Here is a 25,267-nt window from a genome sequence, read left to right on the forward strand (position 1 = left end):
AGGGAATGTTATATCGTTCATAACATTCCCTAGAAAGCTATTCTTTCAATTTTAAAAACAGCGATAACACTTTTGCTGCTTCTTCTCTTGATGTAGAGCTCATAGGTCTGAACGTATGATCCTCATATCCCTCCATTAACTCATTTTGATGAACAAAGAAAATGGCATCAATAAAAGATTCGTGTTCTGGTCTTAAATCTGGATACGATAATGTTTCATCATAAGGAACGTATGGGCCGTAAAGAAGTTCATATGTTCTGTGCATCATTAAAGCCATTTCGTACCTTTTGATCGGTTGATTAGGGTAGAACTTTGTAGAGCTAACCCCTTGAATAATCCCACTATCGTAAGCGGCATGAACCTCATTTTGGATATCTATCGGTAGTCTAGATAGATCTGTAAAAGGTGATTGTTCTTTTGTAGTTAGATTAAACGCTCTAGTTAAAAGGGAAGCAAATTGAACTCTTGTTAGGTCTTGTTTAGGTGAGAATGTCATATTCGTCGTACCCTTGAGTAGGTTTTTGCTATATAAATCAACAATGTATGGATAAGACCATCTCTCTTTACTTACATCATTAAACTGAACATGGTTCGTAATACGCTGTACAATAGATGATTGATCAATTGGTGTGTTTTCCTCTATATAGTTTGTAACGATGTCGTAGATTGATCCATGTTGTGCAACTTGTTGTGTATTTGCAAACATATCAAATCCATACTTCCCATTTGCAATAGCTTGCGTCGTAGCAACTGTATAAATCCCTGAAAGATTAATTGGGGTACCATCCACTCTAATTAAGATCGCTCTTTTTTCTTTATGTGGGTTTAAATCAACAGAAAAGACAAATCCAGCAATATGTGGGAAGTTGCCGCTTTCGGTTGGATAATGCTCTACACTATGTTCTAGTGCTGCGACAATTTGGGATCCTCTTGCTTGGAACGTTACGATCTCATCATCAATGATGGCATTTTGTATACCTGATTCATAAATTTCGCCTTTTTCGATGGAACCTTTAATTGTGTCTGCGCGGATTAAACTAATATGGGCATTGGTTTCTTCGAGTAAAGCGTCAGCAATCAATTGACCGAGATTCGTTTCTTTCGTTCTTACATCATCTGAATCTCCATTTAAAAGGGTCGTAGTCGATCCAATCAACCGATCTGCTAATGCCGTATTTGCAAACAAAAAGATGCTACATACAACTGTAAAAAGAGAGAGCCATTTTTTCTTCATTGATACCACTCCTACGTATTTTATAGAATTTATCTATTATTCTAATGTGAACGATTTGTGAATCATCGTTACATATAATAGATATATAAATCATTCTCTTCTTTATATATAGTGAATAAATCGTATTCATCATTACTAATCGTGACTTTAATGTCGTTATGCATGACTAAGTCGATATTATGGGGCATTTGTTTATAAAGCTCATAAGTGCTATTTCCAAAAAGATGTTTAGCAAAATTAACTGCTTCAGGTGACAGTCTCATTGAACCGACCGTAATATTCCCAACTACTTCTCCATCCTTTACTAGTATAAAAACATCACTGTATGGAATCGCGTAGAGTGACAGGTTATTGGCGGAAGCTGAATTGATTAAATGTGCTAGGTTTGAGTATTTTTCTAAATCATTAATGAGCCAATATTCTTTACCTCCATAGATGAATGTTTCTTCCTCGCCAGCCACCGCTTCGTTAGTGGCTTTGTCTTCGTTTTCTTGAACAGGTTGATCATTATCCGGTTGAGCTAAATCTGGAGTTTCTTTAGAGACTTCCGTGATTCGATCTTCGATTTGTTTTGTTTCATGTTCTGTTGCTGTTACTAACTTTGGAGCCCCTTCGTAATAAAAAGCCCCGATTACAGAAAGAAATAATGCTGCAGCAAATGAAATCATTAGTTTTCTTTTCAAAGTAATCACGCTCCTTTCTTTTTCAATACATTAGACGATACCGAGTATAAAAATGTTTTTTATTTTTAATATTTTTGTAAAAATAGTCATAAAGTTGGAAGTATCATACAAAAATAGACGCTATTCTACATAAATTACTTTCTATCTTTAAAAAAAGCTAAAGAATTAAATTGCTTCTTTAGCTCGACAATTATTTTGCTTTTCTAAAATCCCTATAATAGGATTTACTCATCCCGTGAAAGCAATTGCGCATGTAGTTTCTTACGTGCGTTTGCTCGCCAAAGCTTGACTGTGGAAGTAGCTACCCTTTCTTGAACAGCAATTTGTTTGACGGTAAGGTCAAAGAGGTACGTGTGCTTTAGCCAAAGTTGTTCGCGTTCATTTAATAGAGTAAGAGCCTCGTCATAAAGTACGTTTTGTAATGGCTCAAAGACATATTCATCGACGATCATCTCCCACATAAGCTCATCGATGAAACAATCCTGACTTTCTTTTCTTGAACGTCTTGCTAGTTCGTTCATCAGCTTCCCGCGCACAAACGGAAACGCATAGCTTATGAACTTTCCTTTAGAAGAATCATAGTTCTTCCATGCCTCCCATAAACCAATTAATGCGATTTGATAGAATTCCTCTTCATCTTTAAAAATGTGTAAGGAACGGATTGCTTTATGCAGCATTGCTTCATATTGACTTGCTACCCTTTCGAATTCTTCCAATGTTTAAGTCCCTTCGAAAGGCGCGCCACTTCTTTATTCCCGGGTAACTTAAACATAATGGATATAAACAGAACAGCCTAATGAACGAATTTTCCATAAAAGTCACTTTAACCCCTCTTATCTCCCAAAAAGGTACCCAAAACTGGTCGTTTAGAGGTCATAACTTGTCAAAGACGCGTCAAAGCCAACAATTTAATCAAACGATTGATTAAATGGCGAAAAGGTGAACAAAACACATTTCCTGTGTCCGGTTCACCTTTTGATTGAGGTCTATTCGATTTCGATATGTGTTCTTAGCTCATTTTGAACCTCTTGGAGCTGTTCATCGTCTGGAATCCAATAGTAGATCGAGGATATCATTTTCCCTTCTCCCGCTAGTTGTACAGTTTCAATAGATTGTGCAGCATCTCGATAGTTCTTCTGTATATCAACCATTTCTTCAAGTGTTAAGTTCGTGCGAATATGGTCACTGAGTGAATCAAAAATACGGTTAAAGTGAAGAAGTGATGAAGGACTTGCTCCACTACGGATGACCGCTTGAATGACTTCTCGTTGCCGAAGCTGTCGGCCAAAATCTCCTCTAGGATCATCATAGCGCATACGAGAGAAGTGCAACGCTTCTTCACCATTTAGAGTAAGTTCCCCTTCAGGAAAATTGATCCCATCAACGGAAAAGGATAAATCATTTGAAACAGTAACACCACCAACTGCATCGACAATATCAATGAATCCATCCATATTCACTTTCACAAAGAAATCGATGGGAATATCAAGGAACTCTTCAACTGTTGCAATTGACATTTCAATTCCACCAAATGCAAATGCATGGTTGATTTTATCTTCAAATGCCTTTCCTATAATTGTAGTCCGAGTGTCTCTGGGGATACTAATTAGCTTTGTTGATTGTTTCTGAGGATTTACAGACATGACGATCATCGTATCTGACCTGCCTGCTTCTCCACTCTCTGCATCTACACCAAGTAAGAGCACAGAAAAAGGTTTTTTATCATCAAACGACAGTTGTTGTATCCTTTTATCAGATTGTGTACGCTCGATTGGCTCATGCATGGAAGAGATAGAGCTTGAAAATGATGTGTAGAAAATAGCTATATATAAAGCTAGACAAAGTAGGATAAAGGTTATAATCGCAATAAAGATGGTTGCCTTCTTGTTTCTGAATAGTCGCAATGAAATCCCTCGCAATCAATGGAATATAATTCTAGGAAATAAAAACTAGCATAATGAGTTTCGTAGGATGATTTTCTTAATAGAAGCAACTTGGTTATATTACCTAATTACTATTTTATGAAAATATAGAAAATACTGAAAAATAAAGAAAACAATAGATAATGCAAGAGAATCACATTTTCAAAAGAAGAATTGAAGATTTTTCGAGTTTTTGATTTGTAATACTCTGGTTCTATACTAAGTTTAATCGTTCAGAATCAAGAACAGTAAAAGACACTTATCATGTGAACGACCGTCTAAGGGGAGGTGTATACATAGAATCTGATTATTTTTGAAAGGATGTATCGAATGAAGAAATTGTTCTTTATAACGATCGTGTTATTTTTATTATTCACGACTACTCAAGTTTTTTCAACTATAAGTTTTTCACTTTCCCAAATTGACATAGAACAATATGCACAAAATATTGCTCAAGAAGTCATTTATGAGTTTCTAGAAGAACGAGAAGAAGAGGATTCCTCTGTCGTTTTTAGCAAGATAAAAGAAAGCCTGTCGAGCTATGTATTTGCAACCTTCCTCCAACATGACCCACAAATAAAGGAATACCAACAACAATATCACTTAGAACTACAACAATTCCAAATGCACCTTGATGCAAACTTAAAGGATTATGAACTTGAAAAATGGACTCAACTGGAACAACAAATTGAAGCTGATGCTGAAGAGATTTTAAAGAATCTACTAAAATATGAATAATAAAGGGGAAATGAATGTGAAGAAGAAAATAATCGTAGGAACATTGACTGTTGCAATTATTGGTGGAGCAGGCTTTTCATTAGCAAACACAGATGCAGGTGGAGCTTTAAAAAGCTGGTATGATCGCATGTTCAATGAAAGAAGCGAGACAATTCTTGCAGACTCAAACGCGAACTTTACCGAGCTGTTAGCAGGCTTAGCAGATGAAAACGACCGACTTAAAGACGATGCAACTACATCTATTAATGAAACGAAAGATGGGGAAACGACACGTGTTGGCTCAGAAATTACAAGTGCATTGGATCGGCATATGATTGCGCTTGATGGCCAGAGGAATTCTATATTAGAAGCGATCGATTATCAATTTTATAACGTTTTTTTAGATGGATATTTTGAAATTCAAAGGCTGGGAAATGAGGCACAGTCGGGAGCAATCGCTGATTTCACAGCCTATACAGGAGAAGTGGGTGAAGAAGCTGTTCAATCTCTTACAACCGATTTAAATACTGCTAGAGATCAAGCCGTAAGTAGTTTAGAGGAAGCGATCCAGAGGGCTAAGCAAGAGATCACAGCCGAGCTAGATAATCAAACAGAGATTTCAGCTAGAAACTTGAGAAATCAAGCAGGCTGGAAGATTGCTGATATTCAACGAGCTCTGAGTGCTGCGATTGAAGGTTTAGTGACAGAGCAGCAAGCTATTATTTCTGCCAAAGCTACAGAGCTAGAGCTAGCAGCTAAGCAAAGCTTGGATGAAGTTGTTGCAGGCATTGATAATGAATAAAGGGTGAATGTCAGGGGGAGTGCCTCCCTGACAATTTTCAACTGAAAGGTGTGGGAAGGTGAATAAAAAAATTGGCATATTACTTACAGCTGCTATACTATCACTTCTATTCTCTCTTCAATTTACCTTTGCCAATCAAGACATGCATGGCATGCTCTCGCACTGGTTTGAGCGTAAGGAAACGGATGCAATAAATCGAATTGAAGCAGCTCTTACCACTGAAACGGAACAAGAGAAACTGCGTTTGCAAACAGCGATAGCGGAGAAAATTCAGCTCGCTGAAGAGCAGTTATTACACTATGAAATTAATGAGAGAGAAAGAGTAATCCGAGCACTTCGAGATCATACAAATCAACTAATAGATTCTATGGACTTTACGGATGTGGAGTCAAGAAATTCATATACGAGTGCATTAGATGAAATTTTGAATCGTACAATTGATGAACTAAATGCAGTTACTCATACAAGTGAAAAAGAGGAGGAAGAAGAGAAAGAGAAAGAGAAAGAATCGAATATTGATGGAGGCGGAGCAGAATCGATTGACGAGCATGGTATTGGTGAGCATGATGAGAACGAAGAATGAAATACAACCAAATACAAAGAAGAAAGAGGCGTTAGGTTGGATAATTACCATTCTTCTTGTGATAATTATCTTGTTTCTATTCAAGTTTGTCATTGGCTTTACATATATTAGTGGTAATTCGATGCAGCCAACGATAAAAGATAAGGATATTTTATTTGTGCAAAAACAATGGACGACAATTGAACATGGGGATTTAGTTGTGTTTGAAGATAAATATGGATTTAGCCTCATAAAACGAGTAATCGGAAAAGAGAATGATTCAATAGCAATTGTTGATGGAGAGGTTATTCTTAATAATGAGAAGCTCGATGAACCTTATACGTTAGGAAGAGCGAATGACTACGATGAAGTGGTAATTAATGAAGGGTCTTACTATTTACTAGGCGACCATCGCACACCAGGAGAAAGCTTAGATAGTCGCAATGAAGAGATTGGTTTTATACCGAAAGAAGCGATCACAGGGAAAGTGATCTTCTCTGTTAAACCATTTAAGAAAATAAAGTAGCAGTGAATTGGTCCTGAACCATTCACTGCTACTTGTTGTTTGAAACGAAGCACTCTTCTAGGCGCTCCTTATCAAGCTATTATTGTACAGAAATGTCTACAATACGTCCTTCTACTACAGGGTTTACTTCACCAACATTGACTAAGTGTTCTCTGAAGTTCTCCCAATCAGAAAGGCCAAGATCTGTTACGCGTCCTTCTTTATAAATCTTTTCAAGGACATCAAAACCGTCTCCACCTTTTGCTGTGAATGCGTTTGTTGCAATAACATATGTTTCATTGTCTTCAATGGCTACATACTCACCTTCTGCATTTAAGTACTCAATGGAAACAACACGCTCGCCTACTGCTTTAGTAGAATCAAATGCTACCTTTGCTCCAGATACTTGCAAGAAGCCACCGTTTTCACCAGGATAAGATCTAAAGCTTGTTTCGAATGTAGCTTTTAATTCTGCACCAGTAATCGAAACAGTCGCTAATGTATTACCGAATGGCAACACAGTGATAACCTCACCTACTGTGATTGGACCTTCGTCAATTGCAGCACGGATTCCGCCGCCGTTTTGCATTGCAAGGATGACGTTTTCATTGTATTCTTTTGCTTTTGCAAGCATTCCATCTGTAATGATGTTTCCAAGTGGCGTTTCATTGCGACGTACACTGTTCTCATTGCCACGAGGATTTTCTAAAGCAGTGATTGCTACAGCACCAGTTTCTTCATTAGAAATTTCGTCAATTCGATCTTTATAAGGTTTTAAAGCTGCAAGAGCTTCAGCATCAGCCTTGTAATCAGCTACCTTAAGAAGTTCTCCTGCGTATCCAACAATGACTCCATCCTCATCAAAATCTACATCAAGTGTTCCTAAAAACTCACTGTATTGATAAGCTTGAACAATTAATGTAGGGTCTTTCACTTCCCCAGCCGCATTTTTGTTGATTACTGCAGGTTTATCCAGTTCAGTGTGGCTATGGCCACCTACGATAATATCGATTCCGTCAACATGTGCAGCTAATTCAAGATCATTATCAACGGCTGGATTGTCATCATATCCGATATGAGTTATTGCAACAATCTTGTTGACTCCTAACTCTTCAAATGCTGCAACTGATTTCTTTGCTGCCTCGATATAATTTTCAAACTCAACTTCTCCAGGGCTTGCGATATCAGCCGTTTCTTCAGTTGTTAAACCGAAGAAGCCAACCTTTTCTCCGTTTACTTCTTTCACAATTCCGTTATAAATTATGCCATTTTCAGGATCACTTGAATTTAGATCTGAGAATAAGCCTTGTAGATTTTCATCTTTACTAAAGTCTATATTTGAACTAACAAACGGGAAGTCAGCTCCTTTAATGAAGTCTGCAAGAGCTTTATGTCCTTCGGGACTAGAACCCAAGTCAAATTCATGATTTCCTAATGTCATCATGTCATATTTCATTAAATTCATGAATGTAAGATCTGCTTGTCCTTCAAACTCGTTAAAATATAAAGTACCGCTAAAAACATCACCAGCATCTAGTAAAAGAGCATCTGGTTTTTTCTCTCTAACATCATTTACTGCCGTCACACGTTGTGGTGCCATCTCAACACGAGCATGAGTGTCATTTGTGTGCATGATCGATAATTCAAACGTTTGGTTTTCTTCTTTCAGTTCGATAGTTCTATGTAAGAATATTGCAAAGCTTTGTCTGTCTACTGAGAGCTTTGGTGCAAATTTATTATTACCAACACCTTCTGAAACACCATTTTTTGCTAGGATTGTTACATCCTCCTGATGCGATACATTAACAGTGTCGATATCTACAAAGCTTGCATCTTCAAAAGTATGTTTTAAATTGAATGCACGTACGATTACAGATGCCATCTGCTCTCTCGTTAGAGTATCATTAGGGCCAAATTTCCCGCTGTATCCTTCAAAAATACCTGCTTCTTTCGTAGCGGCAATTGCCTCTTTATATTCTTTATTTAAGTTTCCAATGTCTGAAAATGAATCTAAGTTACTAGGAACATTTAAATCTAGAATACGAGTAAATAAAAGAGCTGCATCCGATCTTTTAATCGATTGTTCTGGTTTGAATGATCCATCAGGAAAGCCTTTAATATAGCCTTTTTCTACTAAGCTATAAATGGCTTCTTCTGCCCAATGTCCATCTTTCACATCTGGAAATTTGTTTATTTCATCGGCACTTACAACAGGTGCAAATGCTGTAGCTACTAATGAAGCTGTAGCTGCTGTTGCAATGAATTTACGACTTGTTTTCTTCATTTTAAAATCCTCCTAATATTGTAAAGATTTGATGTAAAATAGGGAAAAAAGTCTAACTGTATTTATTCTATCATACTATTTTTTTACTAACTATAAATTCAAGGTAAATTATGCGTTTTATTTGTAAAATCAAACACACTATTTAACTATTAAATGCATTTTCTTATTCAAAAATCTGAAACTTTTTTAGATTTCATTCGTCTATTAATTGTCCAAAATTTACCTCTATTAACCTATTTATGTAATTAGGTGATATAATAGTAATGGGTTGAATGGAGTGTCAACACTAATGATTAGGGGGAAAATATGAAAAAGTATTTGAGGAAATCAGCAGCATTACTATTTTCAACAACATTAGTCGTTTCTGCATTATTGCCAGCAACAGCTGGAGCGACAATCACTGACGTAGGTGAGAGGAGCTATCCGCAACTTGAGAGATTCGCACAACAAAAAGATGAGTTTAAGATTAACGCAATTACAAAAGAAGAGAAAGAAAGGTTTATTGATAATCAGCTTGTTATTAAGTACGATACTCCACTATCAGATAGAGAGCATCGAGCAGTTGGCGGGAAGTTGGTAAAACGATATGCAGCGCTAGGTTATGATGTAATTGAATTGTTACCTGGAAAGAAATTAGAAGAGGCTGTAAAAGGTTATAGCCAAAACAGCAAAGTAAAAAATATCTCTAAAAGCGCATATATAACGCAATACAATAGCGCTGATCCAAAAGTAAATGATATGTTCCACCTTAAAAATCTGAATGTTTCAAAAGCTCACTCGCTAGCAGGGAAGCACAAGGTTAAAGTTGGTGTTATTGACACTGGATTGGATCATAATCATCCAGAGTTGAAAAATAGAGTAGTTATTAATAAAAATGTAATGGATCCGTTAAAGAGAGGGTTACCAGATGTTCATGGTACACATGTAGCTGGAATCATTGCAAGTGAGAAAAACAATGGAATTGGTGGATATGGTATTGCACCTCAAGCAGACATAGTATCAATTGATGTCTTCAATCGCTCTTTTTCTACGAGTGATTATACAGTAGCAGAAGGGGTATTAGAAGCTATTAATCAAAAAGTAGATGTCATTAACATGAGCTTAGGTTCTTCTTATCCTTCGCCAATATTAAACGATGCGGTGCAAAAAGCAATTGAAAGTGGAATTGTTGTTGTCGCTGCTGCAGGAAACTCTGGAGCAAGTACAATGGACTATCCCGCATCTTTTGAAGGTGTCATTTCGGTTGGGGCAGTAGATTCAAAAAATGAATTAGCTTTCTTCTCCAATTTTGGTCCATCCGTTGATGTGGTTGCACCGGGTCACAATGTGTATGCCCCAGTATATGATATTGATAAGGGCTCGTCATTTAGTAAGTTAAGCGGGACATCGATGGCATCACCAATTGTAGCAGGTGGGGTTGCTTTATTATTGTCTAAATATCCTGATTTAACTCCATATCAAGTACAGTACATTTTGACAAAAACAGCGAAGGATTTAGGAAATAAAGGGTATGACCTTACCTTTGGATATGGGTTAATTGATTTAGAAAAGATGCTTGCATTTGATCCGAAGAAAATCCCGTCAGATCAAAAGCTAAAAGAGCAAGAACTATTGAAGAAATCGAAGGATGTTAGTGAAGTTGCATCAGGAGAAGTTTATGGTTCTTTATTCAATTTAAATCAAACGGATGCTTATCGCTTGCCTGTAAAAGCTGGTGAGCATGTGCAATTAGAATTAATCGGTACTTCAATGTTTGATTTAAAAATGGATTTGCATTTCTTTAAGAATGAGAAAGTGACGAAGCATGTAGCGGTAAACGAAGCGAGAGAAGGGCAAGTAGAAGGAATGCTCTTCACAGCTGATGAAGATGGAATTCTTGTTGTATCGGTAAAAGATGCTTATGGTAAATATAGTGATGAGGGTAAGAACACTTATAAACTGAACATGAAGAAGCACCTTGAACTGGCTACTGATGAGAGTTCTTCCTTTGAAGATGCAATTGAACTTTCACTTCCATATAAATCACCTTATATGTATTATTTTACAGATGAGAGATTGCAATCTTATGAAGATGATTTTTCTGTTGCTTCATTAGAAGAGATTCCAGGAGATTCTGACTTCTTTAAATTCATGGTTCCTGAAAATGATGAACCAATGCAAATGGTAAAAGTAGATGTATCTGGTATCCCATCTATGGATGTAGGAATCAGAGTATATATGGTTGAGAAGTATGAAGATGAGGAATATATGTATGAATATGGCTACTTTTCTAATTTTGGGAGTGGAAAAGGGGAAGAGGCAAGGTTCAGTGCCTATTCAGGGCAAGAAATTTATATAGAAGTGACGAATAAGCCGAATATGGACAGTTATTGGTATGGTGAAGACATTTCGATTGATTTAGATAAGAACTATTCATCGATGCTGCCATATAAATTATCAGTAGATGCAAAAGTATTGCCACCTGATGAGGATGGAGTTCCATTCGATTATTCTTATGAAGAAGATCCGATGGATGACCTTATGAACGGGGAAATAGAATCTTACGTAAATAAGAGAAAACAATTTGAAAAGAAAATGTATGATCCATTTGATCAAACCTATGAAGACTATATTAATCTTTTGAAAGAAGCAGCAATTGAGATAGATGAAGATGTTGCTGTTGAAGGCTATTTCCAAACAGATTGGGACGAAGATTGGTATAAATTCACACCAGATAACGGCTCAATTTTTGAATTTAAAATGCAGCATAGTCATTCGTACACTGCTCCAATGATTGATGTGCTTGTATACAATGAAACGTATAAAGATTTTTCCTATGTATATTCTAATTTAATGATTGATTTCGTAACAGGTACAATAGAGGTAGAAAAAGACTTCACAATTGGATTACAAGAAGGAGTTACTTATTACTTGCGTTTGCAAGATAAAGATTATAGCGCTTCCTTTAATCCTTATAAATTAAATATTTCTACAAAAATTAAAGATGTGAATGATGCATATGAAGTGAATGACGATTATGATCAGGCGAAAGTGATTTCAACTAAAGAAATTCAAGGTAATTTCGCATCTGTTAATGACATGGATTTCTATTATTTTAAACCGAATAAAGACGGAATCTTTAGCGTACGAGTAACGCCTGGTGAACTTCCGGCTAAGTACAGAAATGTACCAGCTAAACAAAAATCAGAAATCGATCCTGTCATTGCAATAGTTGAAGATACAAATGGAAATGGGAAGCTCGATAAAGAAGAAGAAGGAAATATGATCATTGTCGATCGTACCCTCTATAATGAAGAGGAGCGCAGTGGATTTAAGACAAAAAAAGGAGCTGGTTACTTCATTATTACGTTTGATTATTTTGGTACGAACTCATCGCTTATTCCATACACATTAAAAATAGATGAGGCAAATCGAACAGATGAAGACCGCGGCTCTACTGTCAAAAACAACATCCCATCGAAGCCATTATCGTTAAAACGTGAGGGGAATCAATTCGTTGGAACAGCCTACCTGAATGTAACGGATAACAAGGGAGATGTGGACTACTTTAAATTTAACGCTTCTAAAGGTGGTCGATACACAATGACAATGCAAGTACCAACGGATATCGATGGCAAACTAACTGTGTTTGATTCCAAAGGAAAGCTAGTTAAGGTAATCGATTATTATGGACTAGGTGACGATGAACTTTATACACTTTCATTGAAAAAAGGAGATTATTATTTGAAGGTGGAAGATGTATTAGGCAATGCAAGTGCAGAGCCTTACAAAATCATCGTTAAATAAAGATATTAAAAGAGAGCGAGATAATCGCTCTCTGAGATTGTAGACAAAGTCGATTTCTGACTTTGTCTACATTTTTTTTAGGACTTATTAATAATAGATGAAACTCACAGACTGTCTTGAAAACGCTTGTCAGACTAGGCGTGCAGTCAAGTGAAGACCCGAATAGAACATTTGGTTCATGAGAGGACTTTGATGCCAAACAACGACGTATGCATGCGTTTGTCAACAGTCTGAGAGAGCGAGATGATCGCTCTCTTTTTTCTTCATTATTTCAATATTTCAATCTGCATAAAATTTCCTGAAAGGACGAAGTGTTATCTTCTTGATATTTTAGTATTGATTAGCTAATTCTTCGAATTGAACGGTGACCGTGACTTCTTTGGAAAAGCGTGACTAAGAGGAAGAGTCTTCCATAAGGAATTCGAGGATTCTCTCTCATTACTTCCTTAAGTCACTCTGCTTCTTTTTCATTCATACTTTCGGTCTCAGCATTCTCATTATTAAGTAAATCAACTTCTTCGTTTTCTTCAGGTTGATCAACCTCTTCAATTTCCTCAATAGCTTTATTGGCTTGTTCCTGGGCCATTTTTATTGCTCGAACTAAAATCGAAGCAAATTCAGCTCGTGTTATTGGCAAGTTAGGACGGAAAGTACCATCAGGATATCCGGTTGTTAATCCGTTTTCAAATAATAGTGCTATGTCTCTTGTTGCCCAATGCGTGCTCCCAACATCAGAAAAGCTCTCAGTTGCATCGCCAGTTAGTTCGAACGCATTGACGATCAATTTGGCCATCTCTGCACGAGTTAGTGTATCGTTTGGAGCGAAGCGGTTATTAGGTAAACCATTCATAATCTTAGCATTCGTAACAGCTGAGATGTAAGGATAATAGAATGACTGATTCTGTACATCAATATACTCAACATTAGAGTTTTCTTCAGTTGATAAGTTTAATGCTCGCGTAACAAATGTTGCAGACTCAGCTCTACTTATCGGATTGCTAATACCAAAGCGACCATTTGACTGCCCTGTAGTGATGTTCTGATCCTTTAAATAGGAAATAGAATCTTGTGCCCAATGCCCTATCGAGTCAATAAAATGACTTGTATAAGTCACAGCAATGTTACTAGGATTGCTACTGTTTTTTGCTAAGTCTTCTGCAATAATCGATAGCTGACTTCCGGAAGGTTGAACAGGAATCGAAACGGTAAATTTGCCTCCAAGTTCTGCTCTGCCTTGTCCGAGAATGCGATTGCCATTCTTGACTGTGATCAAAGCATTTGTCTCACTTACACCTGTAACACGCTCCGTGATATCATTTATATCTGTAGCTTCAGGTGGCATAGGAGGGGAGGTATCTTTAGGTGGTGATGTAATATGGGCAGTGAATGTACTTGATTCCCATCTCACAGATGCACCAATTAGATCTGTCGTAACCCTTAATGGTACCATCATACTCCCATTATATATTTTCGGGGCTTCTGCTAATGTGATAGGTGTCCCATCCTTGAGCGCCGTTTTCTTACCGCTAGTAAGCTCGAATATAGATGTACCGCTTCGAATGATCGCAGCGTTTTTAGTAGAGCTCCATTCGACAATAGCACCTGTCTGTTCTAACACTCCCCGTAAAGGAATGAATGTTTGACCATCGAAAAGCAATGCGGGCTGCGTGGATTGCAATGGTGAACCGTCCAAGGTTACCCCAACTTCTTGAGGCTTAGGTTGACCTCCACGAGCAAGATATAATTTATAGCCTTCAACCGCAGTATAAAGACCGATATAGCGGTTCTGATTCCAAATAGCATCGTATTGGGAGAGTGGTACATGTGTGTTTCCAACATAAGTACCTAGCTCAGGAGTAAATCCAGGTCGACCATACTTTTCAATGAACCAGTCGGTATATCCACCACCACTTGGGTTCGTTGTCGGTTGAATAAGACTATAGCCAGTGAGTCTTCCAATAGCTTGTGCCATTGCACGGTCTCTGCTTAATTTTTGTCCGGTCTGATTAAAGTACCAATAGAGAACTTGACCGCTAGAATGGTAGGCAATGGTAACCTCTGGATCAATTTCTTTTGTGAATTTAACAATGGCTTTTGCTTCTGAAGCTTGTTCAGGCCTAGATCCTTTGTGATTGCTCCATCTTGGAGAAGTAAAGTTATTACTTATGTTTCTCCAATCTGCATCGTATTGACGGTTTAAGTCAACACCTTTTCCATTTGCTTTCCATCGTCTAAAGTCTGTACTTCCACTATTCATCCGAATTAATGCACTATGATCCTTAGATGGAAATTTGCTTAATCCGAACTGTTGGAGCGTAACTCCGTCAGGGTTTACCATGGGAACGAACCAAATGGTTGTTTCATCTAATACTTTTTTCACTTCGTACCCGCCAAACTTTTGATTGGAGGTGTACATTTTTGCATATTGCTCTATCATATGCATGTTCAAATTCGTTGTAATCCATTCTCTTCCATGATGAGAGCCATTAATAAAAGTTGTCGCGTACCCTGTTCCTAGTGCCACGGCATAAATTTCACGGCCGTATTCACTTTTACCGATTGATTTGTATGTAATAAGATTCGGGTAGCGATTAGCCAATCTTTTAATATCAGCTTCCATCATCTCGTATGTATACTTCTGCTTTGGATTTACAAGATCAGCCGCTTGCGTTTGGTTGCTAGGCCAAATCATTATGGCGAATACAATTGCTAGTACGTATAAATGAATGTTTAGTCGTTTCATCATTCAGCCCCCACTTGTTCCTTTTTCATTTGTCATTATACTTTATTGAGACTCTATGAATTTCATTTATTTATATTTAATTCGATATTCCTGTAGTTTTTTGTGGAAAAACACTCCTATTACACTATTAATATGGTATATTCGACAAGGATAACCAATTATTAGGATAGGAAGTGTGAAAATTGTTGAAAAAGGCAAGTAAAATATTTGTTTCCCTTGCTATAATACAGCTAGCAATGAGCAATCCAACTATTAGTGCAAACTCTTTAGGCCAAAAGACATCGGAAAAGAAGGTGAGCGTTTCTTCTGGAGTCGATCATCGTTTCCTTACATATAGATCTGGGAATTTACGACAAGCTATAAATATATTAGATGTAGATTTAAATCATTCTAGTGCTTCTATTGATGTTGGGCTTCCAAATCCCCTTCATTCTTTGAGGACGACTTCTGCTATATCTAAAGGAAATAGCGTAAAGGGGAATAGGGTTGTTGGTGCAACAAATGCATCATTCTTCCTGGGGAATGGAATGCCAGCCAATTTGTTAGCAATGAATAATAAAATTGTGAATTATGGAATTCTTGGTGAAAATTACGATAGCCCTACTCAGCAACCAGTTGCATTCGGAATAACAAAGGATGGAAAAGCGATAGCAGACCATTATCGTGTAGATTTATCGTTTTCAATCAATGGCGAGAAGTTCCCGATTGATCGTATTAATGGAGAGCGATCAATTGGAGATACAGTAATATATGGATCTGAAAAAAATAGTACAGGAACAAACCAATGGGGAATGGAAATAATCGTTGATCAATCAACCATTGCGACGAAAGAGTTGAAGTTTGGAGATTCATTTTCAGGTGTGATAAAGAGTATAACCGATTATGGAAAGGGAGGAAATGCAACCATTCCACGACAAGGCTTTGTTCTATCTGTACAAGATCGTGCTACGGCAGAGCTGTTAAAATCAAAATTAGTTGTTGGTGAAAGTGTTAATGTTCATTTGGGAATTGAATCGAAGTGGCAGGATGCGCAATTCATATTGGCTGCAGGCCCGTTGCTCGTTAAAGATGGAAAAGTGAATCTATCAATGCCTAGTAATTCGTCCTTTGTTACGACAAGAAGTCCGAGAACAGCAATCGCAGTGAATACAAAAACAAATAAGGTCTTTATGGTTACTGTGGATGGAAGACTATCAGGATATAGTAATGGTCTCGGCTTAAGGGATTTAGCGACATACTTAATTTCTTTAGGTGCAACTCATGCGATCAACCTTGATGGGGGAGGCTCTACTTCGATGGTTGTAAGACAGTCTGGGGCAATCTTTCCTAAGCTAGTAAATCGACCATCGGATGGTTATGAGAGAAGAGTCTCTGCTACATTGCAAGTCCGAACGAAAGATGCATTTAATGATCTAACAACAAAACACTGGGCCTATCAGTCAATTAATCACATCTATGAAAAAAAGTTAATCAATGGCTATCCTGACGAATCCTTTAGACCAGATCAGACTATATCTCGTGCAGAGGCAGCAAAAATCATTGCAAGTGAATTGGGAATTACATCAACGAAAGCCAACCCGTTCCAAGATGTTCCTAGCACAAATTTTGCATATAAGGAAATTGCAGCTATTGCAGAAAGTGGGATCATTATTGGTAGAGAAAAGGGCAAGTTTGTTCCGAACGGAAACTTATCTCGAGCGGAGATGACGGCCATTTTAACAAGGGCTTATCAATTAACTGGTAGTAAGAATGTGAATTTCCCGGATTTGACAACCAAGCATTGGGCATATAGTTATATTCAAACAATCATGGCTAATGACCTAATTAAAGGTTTTGATGATGGAACTTTTAGAGCGGATCAACCCATAACGCGAGCAGAGTTTTCAACATTCCTTGATAGACTTCTGAAGAAATAGTAATGTTATGTATGTAAAATGAAACTGACTATTTTGGAGGAATAAAATGAAGAGAGTTTTACTAGGTGTATTTTCGGTTGTACTAGTTGCAGCAATTGTCATATTATCAATTCGTGCATTTTCAATAAATGAAACTAAACCAGAAATAGAACAAGAGTATGATGTAGTAGTAGTTGGAGGAGAACCTGAAGGGGTAGCTGCTGCGGTCTCTGCTGCTCGAAATGGAGCAAAAACCTTATTGATTGAAAGCAGAGATGGCCTCGGTGGACTCTTTACCTATGGAATGCTAAATTTTTTAGATATTCCTCAGGGTGAATCTGGTGAGTCAGTAAGTCAAGGTATCTTTGAAGAATGGCATCAATTAGTAGGTGGACGGAGCACATTTGGCATTGAAAAGGCTAAGAATGCTTTTAATCAATTAACAGACAATGAGCCAAACCTCACTGTATTGCTTCAGACAACAGTAAGTGATGTAACGGTAAAAGAGGACATGCTACAATCAATCAAGATCAACTATAATAATGAAACTCATATAGTTAAAGGAAGCCGATTTATTGATGCTACACAAGACGCGGATTTAGCAGTAATGTCGGGCACTCCATACTTTACTGGTGGTGAAGATGTTGGTGTTAAAGATAAAAAAATGTCTGTAACATTAATGATGCATTTAGAAGGAGTAAACTGGGACGGTGTAAAGGAAACAGCAGCTTCTGAGAAGTTTGGAGAAGCGTACGTAACTGATAGTGCTGCTTGGGGGTTTGGTGATTTACATCATGTTTATGAACCTAAGGAAGAGAATGTGCGTTTGCGAGGATTGAATTTAGCAAAAGTAGAAGATGACTATTATATTAATGCAATTCAAATTTTTGGGGTCGATGGTTTGAATGATGAATCAATTAATGATGGGGTTGAAAGAGGGAAGAGAGAAACGGATCATATCTTAACTTATTTAAGTGAAGAGTTTCCTGGTTTTGAGAATGCAAAAGTAGCCAGTTATCCAACAGAGCTATACATTCGTGAAACAAGGCATATCTTAACAGAATATCAATTGCCAATGTCAGATGTATGGAAGAATTACTACCATTGGGATACGATTGCTTATGGGGCATATCCAGTTGATATTCAAGCTCAAACTCCACAAGATTATGGATTTATCGTATCTGATCCTAAGCAATATGGAATCCCGTTCCGTTCATTAGTGCCACATGAGGTTGATGGTCTATTAGTAGTAGGTAGATCTTCTGGTTATTCATCCATTGCAGCTGGTAGTGCACGAGTAGTTCCTACTGGTATGTCTACTGCTGAAGCAGCAGGAGTTGCCGCTGTAATCTCAATTGAAGAAGATTTATCTTTTAGAGAGATGACGATGAATGAAGAGATGATTCAAGAAATGAAAGAAAAGCTAGAGAGTCAAGGAGCATTTGTGCAGGAGCTTCAATCAGATTATCCCTATAGTGGGGAATGGTATGATGAATCAATTCAAACTTTGTTGGATTATGGAATCATTTTTGGTCGTTATAATAACGATTTAAAAGTTGACGATCCAATTATGCAAATAGAATTTATCGATTTGTTAGAGGAAGCGGCTCTACGAGTTAACTCAGATTTCTATAATGATTTGCAAGTGAAGATTGGCGAGTTAAAACAAGTGTATTCCGTCGATCAGGAGTTAACGAAGAATGAAGTAGTCTCCATCTTGACAGATCTTTTTAACAATTCCGAAGGAACTTGGGGTTCATTACATGCTACGGGAATTTTGAACGAGAATGCGATGAATCACATAAGAGAGAATGAACTGTCAAAGAAACATATGTACGCTCTAGTTGAATCAATAATGGACTATATGAAAAGTAAAAAAGAGGCGGAATGATCCGTCTCTTTTTTACGAATGTTTTAAGTTGAAATCATACATTGCAGGGTAAATGGTTAGGCCATTATAAAGAATAATAATCATATCGAAATCATTATCTGCAATAAAATCATATAGTGAACGATCTGTATTGTAACGAAGATCAAAATAGGTTGTTTCATAGAAATTTTGTGCCATGAGGATGGTCAAAGGATTCGCATATGAATCTTTCACGATTAATACATTTGTATCGTCCATTGATTTGTTATTATTTATTATTTTTAGTTCTCGATAATCTCCGGTGAACAATCGACCATACTCAATTTTACTTGCTCCTTTTTTGAAGTCTCTCCCAAACACAGCCTCAATAGGTGTTTTAGTTTCACTTATAAAAATGTCCATTTGACTTTGATCAAATTCTGTATCAAATAAGAGACAGGGTTCATCCGTTGTATAAATATATTCATATAGTTGTTTGTTGTAGCTTCCTAAAAAGCTTGATTTCTCATCACAAGAGAAGATAACTGTATCTGAATCATTAAGTGGATTGTCCAGAATAGTTGAATGATCGCTTAAATAATTTTTTATTTCTTTATACCCTTCAGCGGCCCCAATCATATTCCAATGATGGTCCGTCTGATAATAAAGTGCTTTGAGTTCATTTTGTGTAAATGATTCTTCGAACTTCTTAGAAAGGTTCGAAACCTGGATAAACTCATGTTGGATAGAGTCAATTAAATAATCTGCATTAACTCTAGACATACTTTTTGGTACATAACTAGGAAAAGGTGCATCTAATAAAATTGATCTTTCTGGTAATGAGATGTAATGCATTTCTTTTACGCCTTGAATTTGAGCATAATCAGCTAATTCATGTAAGTAAGTTACGGATGTATCAATACTTCCGCCAGCAAAATAGGTAATTGGTTTAGGGTACACCCATCCATCATCATGTACATAATAATTAAATAAATAAGTTTGGTTCGTTAGTATTTGCCATTTCAGATAACTTTCTACCCAAAAATCTCTAACGAAAAACTGGTCAGTGAAATAGGTTTCATATTCCTTCATATATTCACCAGAAACAAGCTCGTTCAGTTCTAGTTTGGGGAGTTGAGCGAGAGATCTGTTTTCATTGAATGACACATCTTTATCCGGAAGAACTGTTACAAATATGCCGATTCCAAATATAATAATAATGAATAAAGTAATAAACAAAATGTTTCCTGTTTTTTTCATATATAATGTCCTTTCAACCTTAAAATCTAAAATAGATAAATGGGTTATATGTGGAATTTACTAGAAACATTGTGACTAAAAGTAAAAGCAGTATATAGATGAATGGACCAACTAGATAAGACGTATTTTTAATTGGTGTTTTTTGCTTTTCTAGTTTACGTGTTACCCATGGATAGATCGGTATACTAAAAATAATTCCCAAGATAATTAAATAGGTTTGATCAGCCAAGTAGCCTAATGCTGTTGAATCAATGAACGGAGATGCGGTGACTGCAAACATTGCCTTTAAATATTCAAATGAATAGCTGAAGCTGTCTGCTCTAAAGAATACCCATCCAATCATGACGATTAAAATCACATAAAGATGTTGGAATGGTTTCCACAGCTTTTCAAGTAAACGGCCAAGGAATGCTCTTTCTAACGCGATCAATACACCGTAATAAAATCCCCAAGCCATAAATGTCCAACTCGCTCCATGCCAAAATCCAGTGATTGTCCATACAATTAAAATATTCCTATATAGCTTCCATTTTCCTTTTCGATTGCCTCCTAAAGGAATATAGACATAATCACGAAACCATTGCCCTAATGACATATGCCATCTTCTCCAGAACTCTGAAACACTTTTTGAGATATAAGGATAATTAAAGTTAGGTAGAAATTCAAACCCAAACATTTTACCTAATCCAATTGCCATATCACTGTAACCGGAGAAATCAAAATAAATTTGTAATGTATAAGTTGCAATTCCAATCCAAGCGGTTGCTGTACTCATGTCGCCAGGATTGCTAGCAAAGATTTGATCAGCCACTTCGCCTAATGGGTTGGCTATAATTACTTTTTTGGCAAGACCCAGTATGAATTGCTTTACTCCTGCTGAAAATAACTCCACAGTATGAATTCTCTTAACAATTTGTCCAGCAACCGTGTTATAGCGTACGATTGGACCTGCTACAAGCTGTGGGAAAAGAGATATAAATAGTGCGAGGTTCCAAAAGTTCTTCTGTACTTTTGCATCATTCCTATAAACGTCAACGAGATAGCTGATAGCTTGAAATGTAAAGAATGATATACCTATAGGTAGTGGTAAAGGTTCATTTGAAATGCTTAAACTAAATATAGAATTAATATTGTCAATTAAAAATCCACTGTATTTATAAAATCCTAATATAAATAAATTTCCTATGATAGCAATTGTTAAAATTGTTTTTTTGATCGATATCGTTTCGTTAAATCGATCAATTAATAAGCCGAAAATATAGTTCATGAAGATAGAGAATATCATTAGAAAAACGTATTTAGGCTCTCCCCATGCATAGAAAATAAGACTAACAATTAACAAGATAAAGTTTTTGGATTGTTTAGGGCTAATAAAATAGATAAGTAGAACAATTGGTAGAAACAAATATAAAAAGACTAGATTACTAAATACCACGATTGCACCTCATTAGTAATAATATACACGAATATATTGATAATAGCAGAAATTTACAAGACAAGATAGAGGGAAAGTGAGAGTAGTGACTCTCACTTTCATAATGTTAACAAACACTAATATACGTCGTTGTTTGTCTCCTCCAACCCCTCATGAACCATGTGCTATGTCCAGGTATTCTACTAAGGTGCAAGGGTAGTTTGATAAACGTTTTTAAGACAATCCGTAAGTTATCCTGTTAGCAAAAAGCCCTCTGAAAAACAAGTAGACAAAGTCGAATATCGACTTTGTCTACAATCTCAATAAGATGTACCAGCTCTCATTTTAGTTATTTTTTATAAAGTACTGTCTTTGGTGTCGATCCGAATAGTACCCATGAGTATGGAACATACTTAGTTGTTAAACCTACAATTATCCACGAAGCAAAGAGTGAGACAAAAAATCCAGAGACGGAATTCATATGATACAGAAGCGAAATTCCTGAGTTAGTAATATTATCGTGGAAAATATTCAATGGGAACAAATGAATGAGATAAACGCCAAATGAAACTGTACCTAAATGCAATAAGGGATTGATAATAAATTTAGAGCATTTTCTGTAAAGAAAAAATGAGACTTGTGTTACAACAATCGCAGCAAACAATGTATGGAGATTCCATAATAATTCATATATTAATGCATGGGACCAAACACCTTCTACCCTCGCTGTTTGCCAAAGCGCAACATGAACTAAAGATGCAGCAATCCACCCGCTCCATATAAATAGTGTGAATATACCATAAGCAGAGCTTATTAATTTATCTTTTGTCATGTAGAAAAAGTCTTTCAGTTTATCAAAGTATACACCGATAAAGATACCCATAAAATAATAGCTAAAGTAAGAGATAGCTAGACTACCTTTATTATCGGTAAGTTGATATTTGGAATTCAAAAGTACAAAAATCCATTGCAATACTAATCCCATCCATATTGTGTGTTTTACAAATGTTGGATACCGTTTTAGGAAAATAAGCAATAAGGGGAATAAAATATAAAACTGTATACTTATAAAGACAAAGTATAGATGAGAATATACTTCCCCTCTTAGTAGTTTATGAGTAAAGTCTTGTAACATCTCTCTATTTGTCATATAGGAAGAATAGATATCTATATGAAATAAATAATAAAGAGCAGAAAATATGGTATATGGAAGTATGATATACAACAGTCTTTTCTTATAAAAACCAGTGATTAAGGATTTAGTTACTGGTCGATTATAATAAGAATAAAATAGTACAAAGCTGCTTAAGAAAATAAACGTTGGGGTACCAAATCGAAAAAATGTATTTAGGAAGTTATAAATTGGGTAAACAGATGAAGCAGGATCGTATTGAGATACAGGAAAAGACATGGCGTGTACGATTAAGACTGCTAGGATTGCAATTGCCCTTGAAATATTAATTTCATTAATTTGGTTCTTTTTCATTACGTTTCACCTCTCTATTTATCTCTCCAAAAGTTAATGGTAGAATAAAACGTGGTATGTGTCAAAATAATAAATGAGAGGATGTATGTTTTGAAGAAAGGTTATTTGATTGTAATACTAGTAGTTATCTTAATCATCGGTGGAATTGTTTACTTTATGTCCACTAATAATCAAGATAAACCAAACGAAACAACAAAATCAAATTCATTAGTTAAAATAGAGGATTATGAAAAACCAACTGCATTAGATCAATTTGATTCAGAATATGATGTGATCGTAATTGGTGGAGAACCTGAAGGTGTAGCAGCTGCAGTTTCGGCTGCGAAAAATGGGGCAAAAACTTTATTAATTGAAGAAAGAGAAGAGCTTGGTGGCTTATTCACATATGGGATGTTGAACTTCTTAGATATTCCTCAAAATGCTGAAGGGGAGCCTGTTAGTAGAGGAGTCTATAAGGAATGGCATACATTAGTTGGATCAGGCAACTCATTTGGAATTACTGAGGCCAAAGCAGCGTTCAAGCAACTTGTAGATGCTGAAGAAAATCTAACGCTTTCTAGTCAGACAACAGTAACAGACTTTTCAAAAGAGGGAAGCAAAGTAACAGCTGTCCAATTAGAAAACGAACATGGTAGCTTCGAAGTAACTGCAAACTCGTTTATTGATGCAACTCAAGATGCAGAGTTTGCAGCAACCGTAGGAGCGCCTTACTTTGTAGGTGGAGAGGACATTGGTATTCAAGATAAAAAAATGGCTGTTACTCTTATGATTTATTTAGAAGACGTAGATTGGGACGGTGTTCGTGAAACAGCTGCTTCAGAGAAGTTTGGTGAGGCATTTGTTACGGATACAGTTGCATGGGGATTCACCGAACTACATTATGATTATGAAGCAGTAGAAGAGAATACACGTTTAAGAGGGCTGAACTTAGCGAGGGTCAACGAAGATGAATACTTTATCAATGCCTTGCAAATTTTCGATATCGATGGCTTAGATGAATCATCTAAACAGGAAGCAATCGAAAAAGGAAAAAGAGAAACAGAGCATATTCTGGAATATTTAAGAGCGGAGTTTCCTGGTTTTGAAGAGGCAAAGGTAGTGGAGTATCCAACGGAACTATATGTGAGAGAAACGAGGCATATTTGGTCTGAATATCAATTGCCTATGTCTGATGTCTGGATGAATAGAGATCATTGGGATAGTGTAGCTTTAGGGGCGTACCCTGTAGATGTACAAGCTCAGACGCCTCAAGATTATGGGTATGTCATTTCAGATCCAAAATCATATGCAATTCCTTTTAGATCTCTTGTTCCATTGGAAGTTGATGGGGTTTTAGTTGTCAGTCGTTCTGCTGGTTATTCATCATTAGCTGCAGGAAGTGCTAGAATTGTACCTACGGGTATGGCAGTTGGAGAAGCAGCGGGTGTAGCTGCGGTTCTTGCAAATGACAACGAGATTTCATTTAGAGAAATGACGCAGATGGAAGAATTAATCGCTGACTTGCAAGATAAGCTAAACGACCAAGGTGCATACGTTGTTGAGCTTAACTACGATTACCCTTATAAGGATGAATGGTTTGATTTACCGATTCAATCGTTAATGGATTATGGGCTAGTTGTTGCTGGTTATACAAATGATTTACGAGTTGAAGAAGAGACAACAATCCATAGCTTCATGAATTTACTTCGTGGTGCAGTACAAAGAACAAAGAATGATTCAATGGATGAAGATTTATTAGCACGATTGAATGAAGAGCATAGCAGGATTTTTAATAATGAGAACGGACCAATAAATGGACAAGATGCTATATCGATTATTGGTTATATAGTGCTAGGTGAACGTGACGTAGCAAGAGAGCGATTAGTTAGTGAAGGAGTTATTACTCAAGAAGTGATTGAGAATATTCCAGGTGAAGAAGCATTGCTATTTAAACATAGCTATTCACTTTCAGGAAACGTAATTGATTATTATATTGAGTAGTAAAAAAGGAAAAGCCGTAAATTAAAGTGTACCCTTTGTAAAGGACATTTTAAAAAAGCCTATGCTGTTTCTAAAAGATGATCTCTGTATTGAACAGGGGTCATCTTTTTTCGATTCCATTGATATCTATGGTGGTTATAGTAAG

Annotated in this window: 17 protein-coding genes; 8 read left to right on the top strand and 9 right to left on the bottom strand. The window is 36.6% G+C overall.

Features of this window, described 5'->3' with window-relative positions; translation table 11 throughout:
- Positions 1–37 precede the first annotated feature (37 nt).
- From AC6F34_RS08300 to AC6F34_RS08315, 4 genes are all read right to left on the bottom strand, one after another.
- Positions 38–1,234, bottom strand: coding sequence for a 5'-nucleotidase C-terminal domain-containing protein (locus AC6F34_RS08300; RefSeq protein WP_500770916.1), 1,197 nt, complete (start codon positions 1,232–1,234; stop codon positions 38–40).
- Positions 1,235–1,302: 68 nt separating this feature from the next.
- A complete protein-coding gene (locus AC6F34_RS08305) occupies positions 1,303–1,917 on the bottom strand; it encodes a hypothetical protein (RefSeq protein WP_500770918.1) in 615 nt (204 codons plus the stop codon).
- 224 nt (positions 1,918–2,141) lie between these two features.
- Positions 2,142–2,633 carry a sigma-70 family RNA polymerase sigma factor gene (locus AC6F34_RS08310; protein WP_500770920.1) on the bottom strand — a complete coding sequence of 164 codons (492 nt, stop codon included), beginning with the start codon at positions 2,631–2,633 and terminating at the stop codon, positions 2,142–2,144.
- Between the two features lie 270 nt (positions 2,634–2,903).
- Positions 2,904–3,821, bottom strand: coding sequence for an LCP family glycopolymer transferase (locus tag AC6F34_RS08315; protein WP_500770922.1), 918 nt, complete (start codon positions 3,819–3,821; stop codon positions 2,904–2,906).
- 348 nt (positions 3,822–4,169) lie between these two features.
- Between AC6F34_RS08315 and AC6F34_RS08320 the strand changes: the two genes are divergently transcribed.
- The 4 genes from AC6F34_RS08320 to lepB are packed head-to-tail and all read left to right on the top strand — an operon-like array spanning position 4,170 to position 6,446.
- Positions 4,170–4,577: a hypothetical protein gene (locus tag AC6F34_RS08320; protein WP_500770924.1), complete on the top strand. Its 408-nt coding sequence runs from the start codon at positions 4,170–4,172 to the stop codon at positions 4,575–4,577.
- A 16-nt stretch (positions 4,578–4,593) separates the two neighbouring features.
- Positions 4,594–5,358: a hypothetical protein gene (locus AC6F34_RS08325; RefSeq protein ID WP_500770926.1), complete on the top strand. Its 765-nt coding sequence runs from the start codon at positions 4,594–4,596 to the stop codon at positions 5,356–5,358.
- A gap of 58 nt (positions 5,359–5,416) precedes the next feature.
- Positions 5,417–5,941, top strand: coding sequence for a hypothetical protein (locus AC6F34_RS08330; RefSeq protein WP_500770928.1), 525 nt, complete (start codon positions 5,417–5,419; stop codon positions 5,939–5,941).
- Positions 5,925–6,446, top strand: coding sequence for a signal peptidase I (lepB, locus tag AC6F34_RS08335; protein ID WP_500770930.1), 522 nt, complete (start codon positions 5,925–5,927; stop codon positions 6,444–6,446). Before AC6F34_RS08330 ends, lepB begins: the two co-directional genes overlap by 17 nt.
- A gap of 79 nt (positions 6,447–6,525) precedes the next feature.
- Here lepB and AC6F34_RS08340 read toward each other — a convergent pair whose 3' ends face one another.
- Positions 6,526–8,709, bottom strand: coding sequence for a 5'-nucleotidase C-terminal domain-containing protein (locus AC6F34_RS08340; protein ID WP_500770932.1), 2,184 nt, complete (start codon positions 8,707–8,709; stop codon positions 6,526–6,528).
- Positions 8,710–9,015: 306 nt separating this feature from the next.
- Here AC6F34_RS08340 and AC6F34_RS08345 point away from each other — a divergent pair, with 306 nt between their 5' ends.
- Positions 9,016–12,495, top strand: coding sequence for a S8 family serine peptidase (locus AC6F34_RS08345; RefSeq protein WP_500770934.1), 3,480 nt, complete (start codon positions 9,016–9,018; stop codon positions 12,493–12,495).
- Between the two features lie 451 nt (positions 12,496–12,946).
- Here the strand turns inward: AC6F34_RS08345 and AC6F34_RS08350 are convergent, their stop codons facing one another.
- Complete coding sequence (locus tag AC6F34_RS08350; protein ID WP_500770936.1) at positions 12,947–15,238, bottom strand: M14 family zinc carboxypeptidase; 2,292 nt, start codon at positions 15,236–15,238, stop codon at positions 12,947–12,949.
- Positions 15,239–15,420: 182 nt separating this feature from the next.
- Here AC6F34_RS08350 and AC6F34_RS08355 point away from each other — a divergent pair, with 182 nt between their 5' ends.
- Both AC6F34_RS08355 and AC6F34_RS08360 read left to right on the top strand, forming a co-directional pair.
- Complete coding sequence (locus AC6F34_RS08355) at positions 15,421–17,154, top strand: S-layer homology domain-containing protein (RefSeq protein ID WP_500770938.1); 1,734 nt, start codon at positions 15,421–15,423, stop codon at positions 17,152–17,154.
- A 46-nt stretch (positions 17,155–17,200) separates the two neighbouring features.
- Entirely contained in the window at positions 17,201–19,024 is a 1,824-nt protein-coding gene (locus AC6F34_RS08360; RefSeq protein WP_500770940.1) for an FAD-dependent oxidoreductase, read from the top strand.
- 12 nt (positions 19,025–19,036) lie between these two features.
- Here AC6F34_RS08360 and AC6F34_RS08365 read toward each other — a convergent pair whose 3' ends face one another.
- From AC6F34_RS08365 to AC6F34_RS08375, 3 genes are all read right to left on the bottom strand, one after another.
- The gene (locus AC6F34_RS08365) at positions 19,037–20,242 is read right to left on the bottom strand and encodes a DHHW family protein (protein WP_500770942.1); all 1,206 of its coding nucleotides are present in this window, start codon (positions 20,240–20,242) and stop codon (positions 19,037–19,039) included.
- A gap of 19 nt (positions 20,243–20,261) precedes the next feature.
- Positions 20,262–21,677, bottom strand: a complete 1,416-nt coding sequence (locus AC6F34_RS08370; RefSeq protein ID WP_500770944.1) for an MBOAT family O-acyltransferase — start codon at positions 21,675–21,677, stop codon at positions 20,262–20,264.
- A gap of 328 nt (positions 21,678–22,005) precedes the next feature.
- On the bottom strand, positions 22,006–23,142 hold the full coding sequence (locus AC6F34_RS08375) for an acyltransferase (RefSeq protein ID WP_500770946.1): 1,137 nt from the start codon (positions 23,140–23,142) through the stop codon (positions 22,006–22,008).
- Positions 23,143–23,232: 90 nt separating this feature from the next.
- Between AC6F34_RS08375 and AC6F34_RS08380 the strand changes: the two genes are divergently transcribed.
- Positions 23,233–25,122: an FAD-dependent oxidoreductase gene (locus tag AC6F34_RS08380; protein WP_500770947.1), complete on the top strand. Its 1,890-nt coding sequence runs from the start codon at positions 23,233–23,235 to the stop codon at positions 25,120–25,122.
- Positions 25,123–25,267: the final 145 nt, after the last annotated feature.

The organism is Niallia sp. CD-39 (assembly GCF_059874745.1).

What these genes read in the sequence shown, in the direction of transcription:
- AC6F34_RS08300 (WP_500770916.1), bottom strand. Translation starts at nt 1,234, where the DNA reads ATGAAGAAAAAATGGCTCTCTCTTTTTACAGTTGTATGTAGCATCTTT.
- AC6F34_RS08320 (WP_500770924.1), top strand. Translation starts at nt 4,170, where the DNA reads ATGAAGAAATTGTTCTTTATAACGATCGTGTTATTTTTATTATTCACG.
- lepB (WP_500770930.1), top strand. Translation starts at nt 5,925, where the DNA reads ATGAGAACGAAGAATGAAATACAACCAAATACAAAGAAGAAAGAGGCG.
- AC6F34_RS08340 (WP_500770932.1), bottom strand. Translation starts at nt 8,709, where the DNA reads ATGAAGAAAACAAGTCGTAAATTCATTGCAACAGCAGCTACAGCTTCA.
- AC6F34_RS08345 (WP_500770934.1), top strand. Translation starts at nt 9,016, where the DNA reads ATGAAAAAGTATTTGAGGAAATCAGCAGCATTACTATTTTCAACAACA.
- AC6F34_RS08350 (WP_500770936.1), bottom strand. Translation starts at nt 15,238, where the DNA reads ATGAAACGACTAAACATTCATTTATACGTACTAGCAATTGTATTCGCC.
- AC6F34_RS08360 (WP_500770940.1), top strand. Translation starts at nt 17,201, where the DNA reads ATGAAGAGAGTTTTACTAGGTGTATTTTCGGTTGTACTAGTTGCAGCA.
- AC6F34_RS08365 (WP_500770942.1), bottom strand. Translation starts at nt 20,242, where the DNA reads ATGAAAAAAACAGGAAACATTTTGTTTATTACTTTATTCATTATTATT.
- AC6F34_RS08375 (WP_500770946.1), bottom strand. Translation starts at nt 23,142, where the DNA reads ATGAAAAAGAACCAAATTAATGAAATTAATATTTCAAGGGCAATTGCA.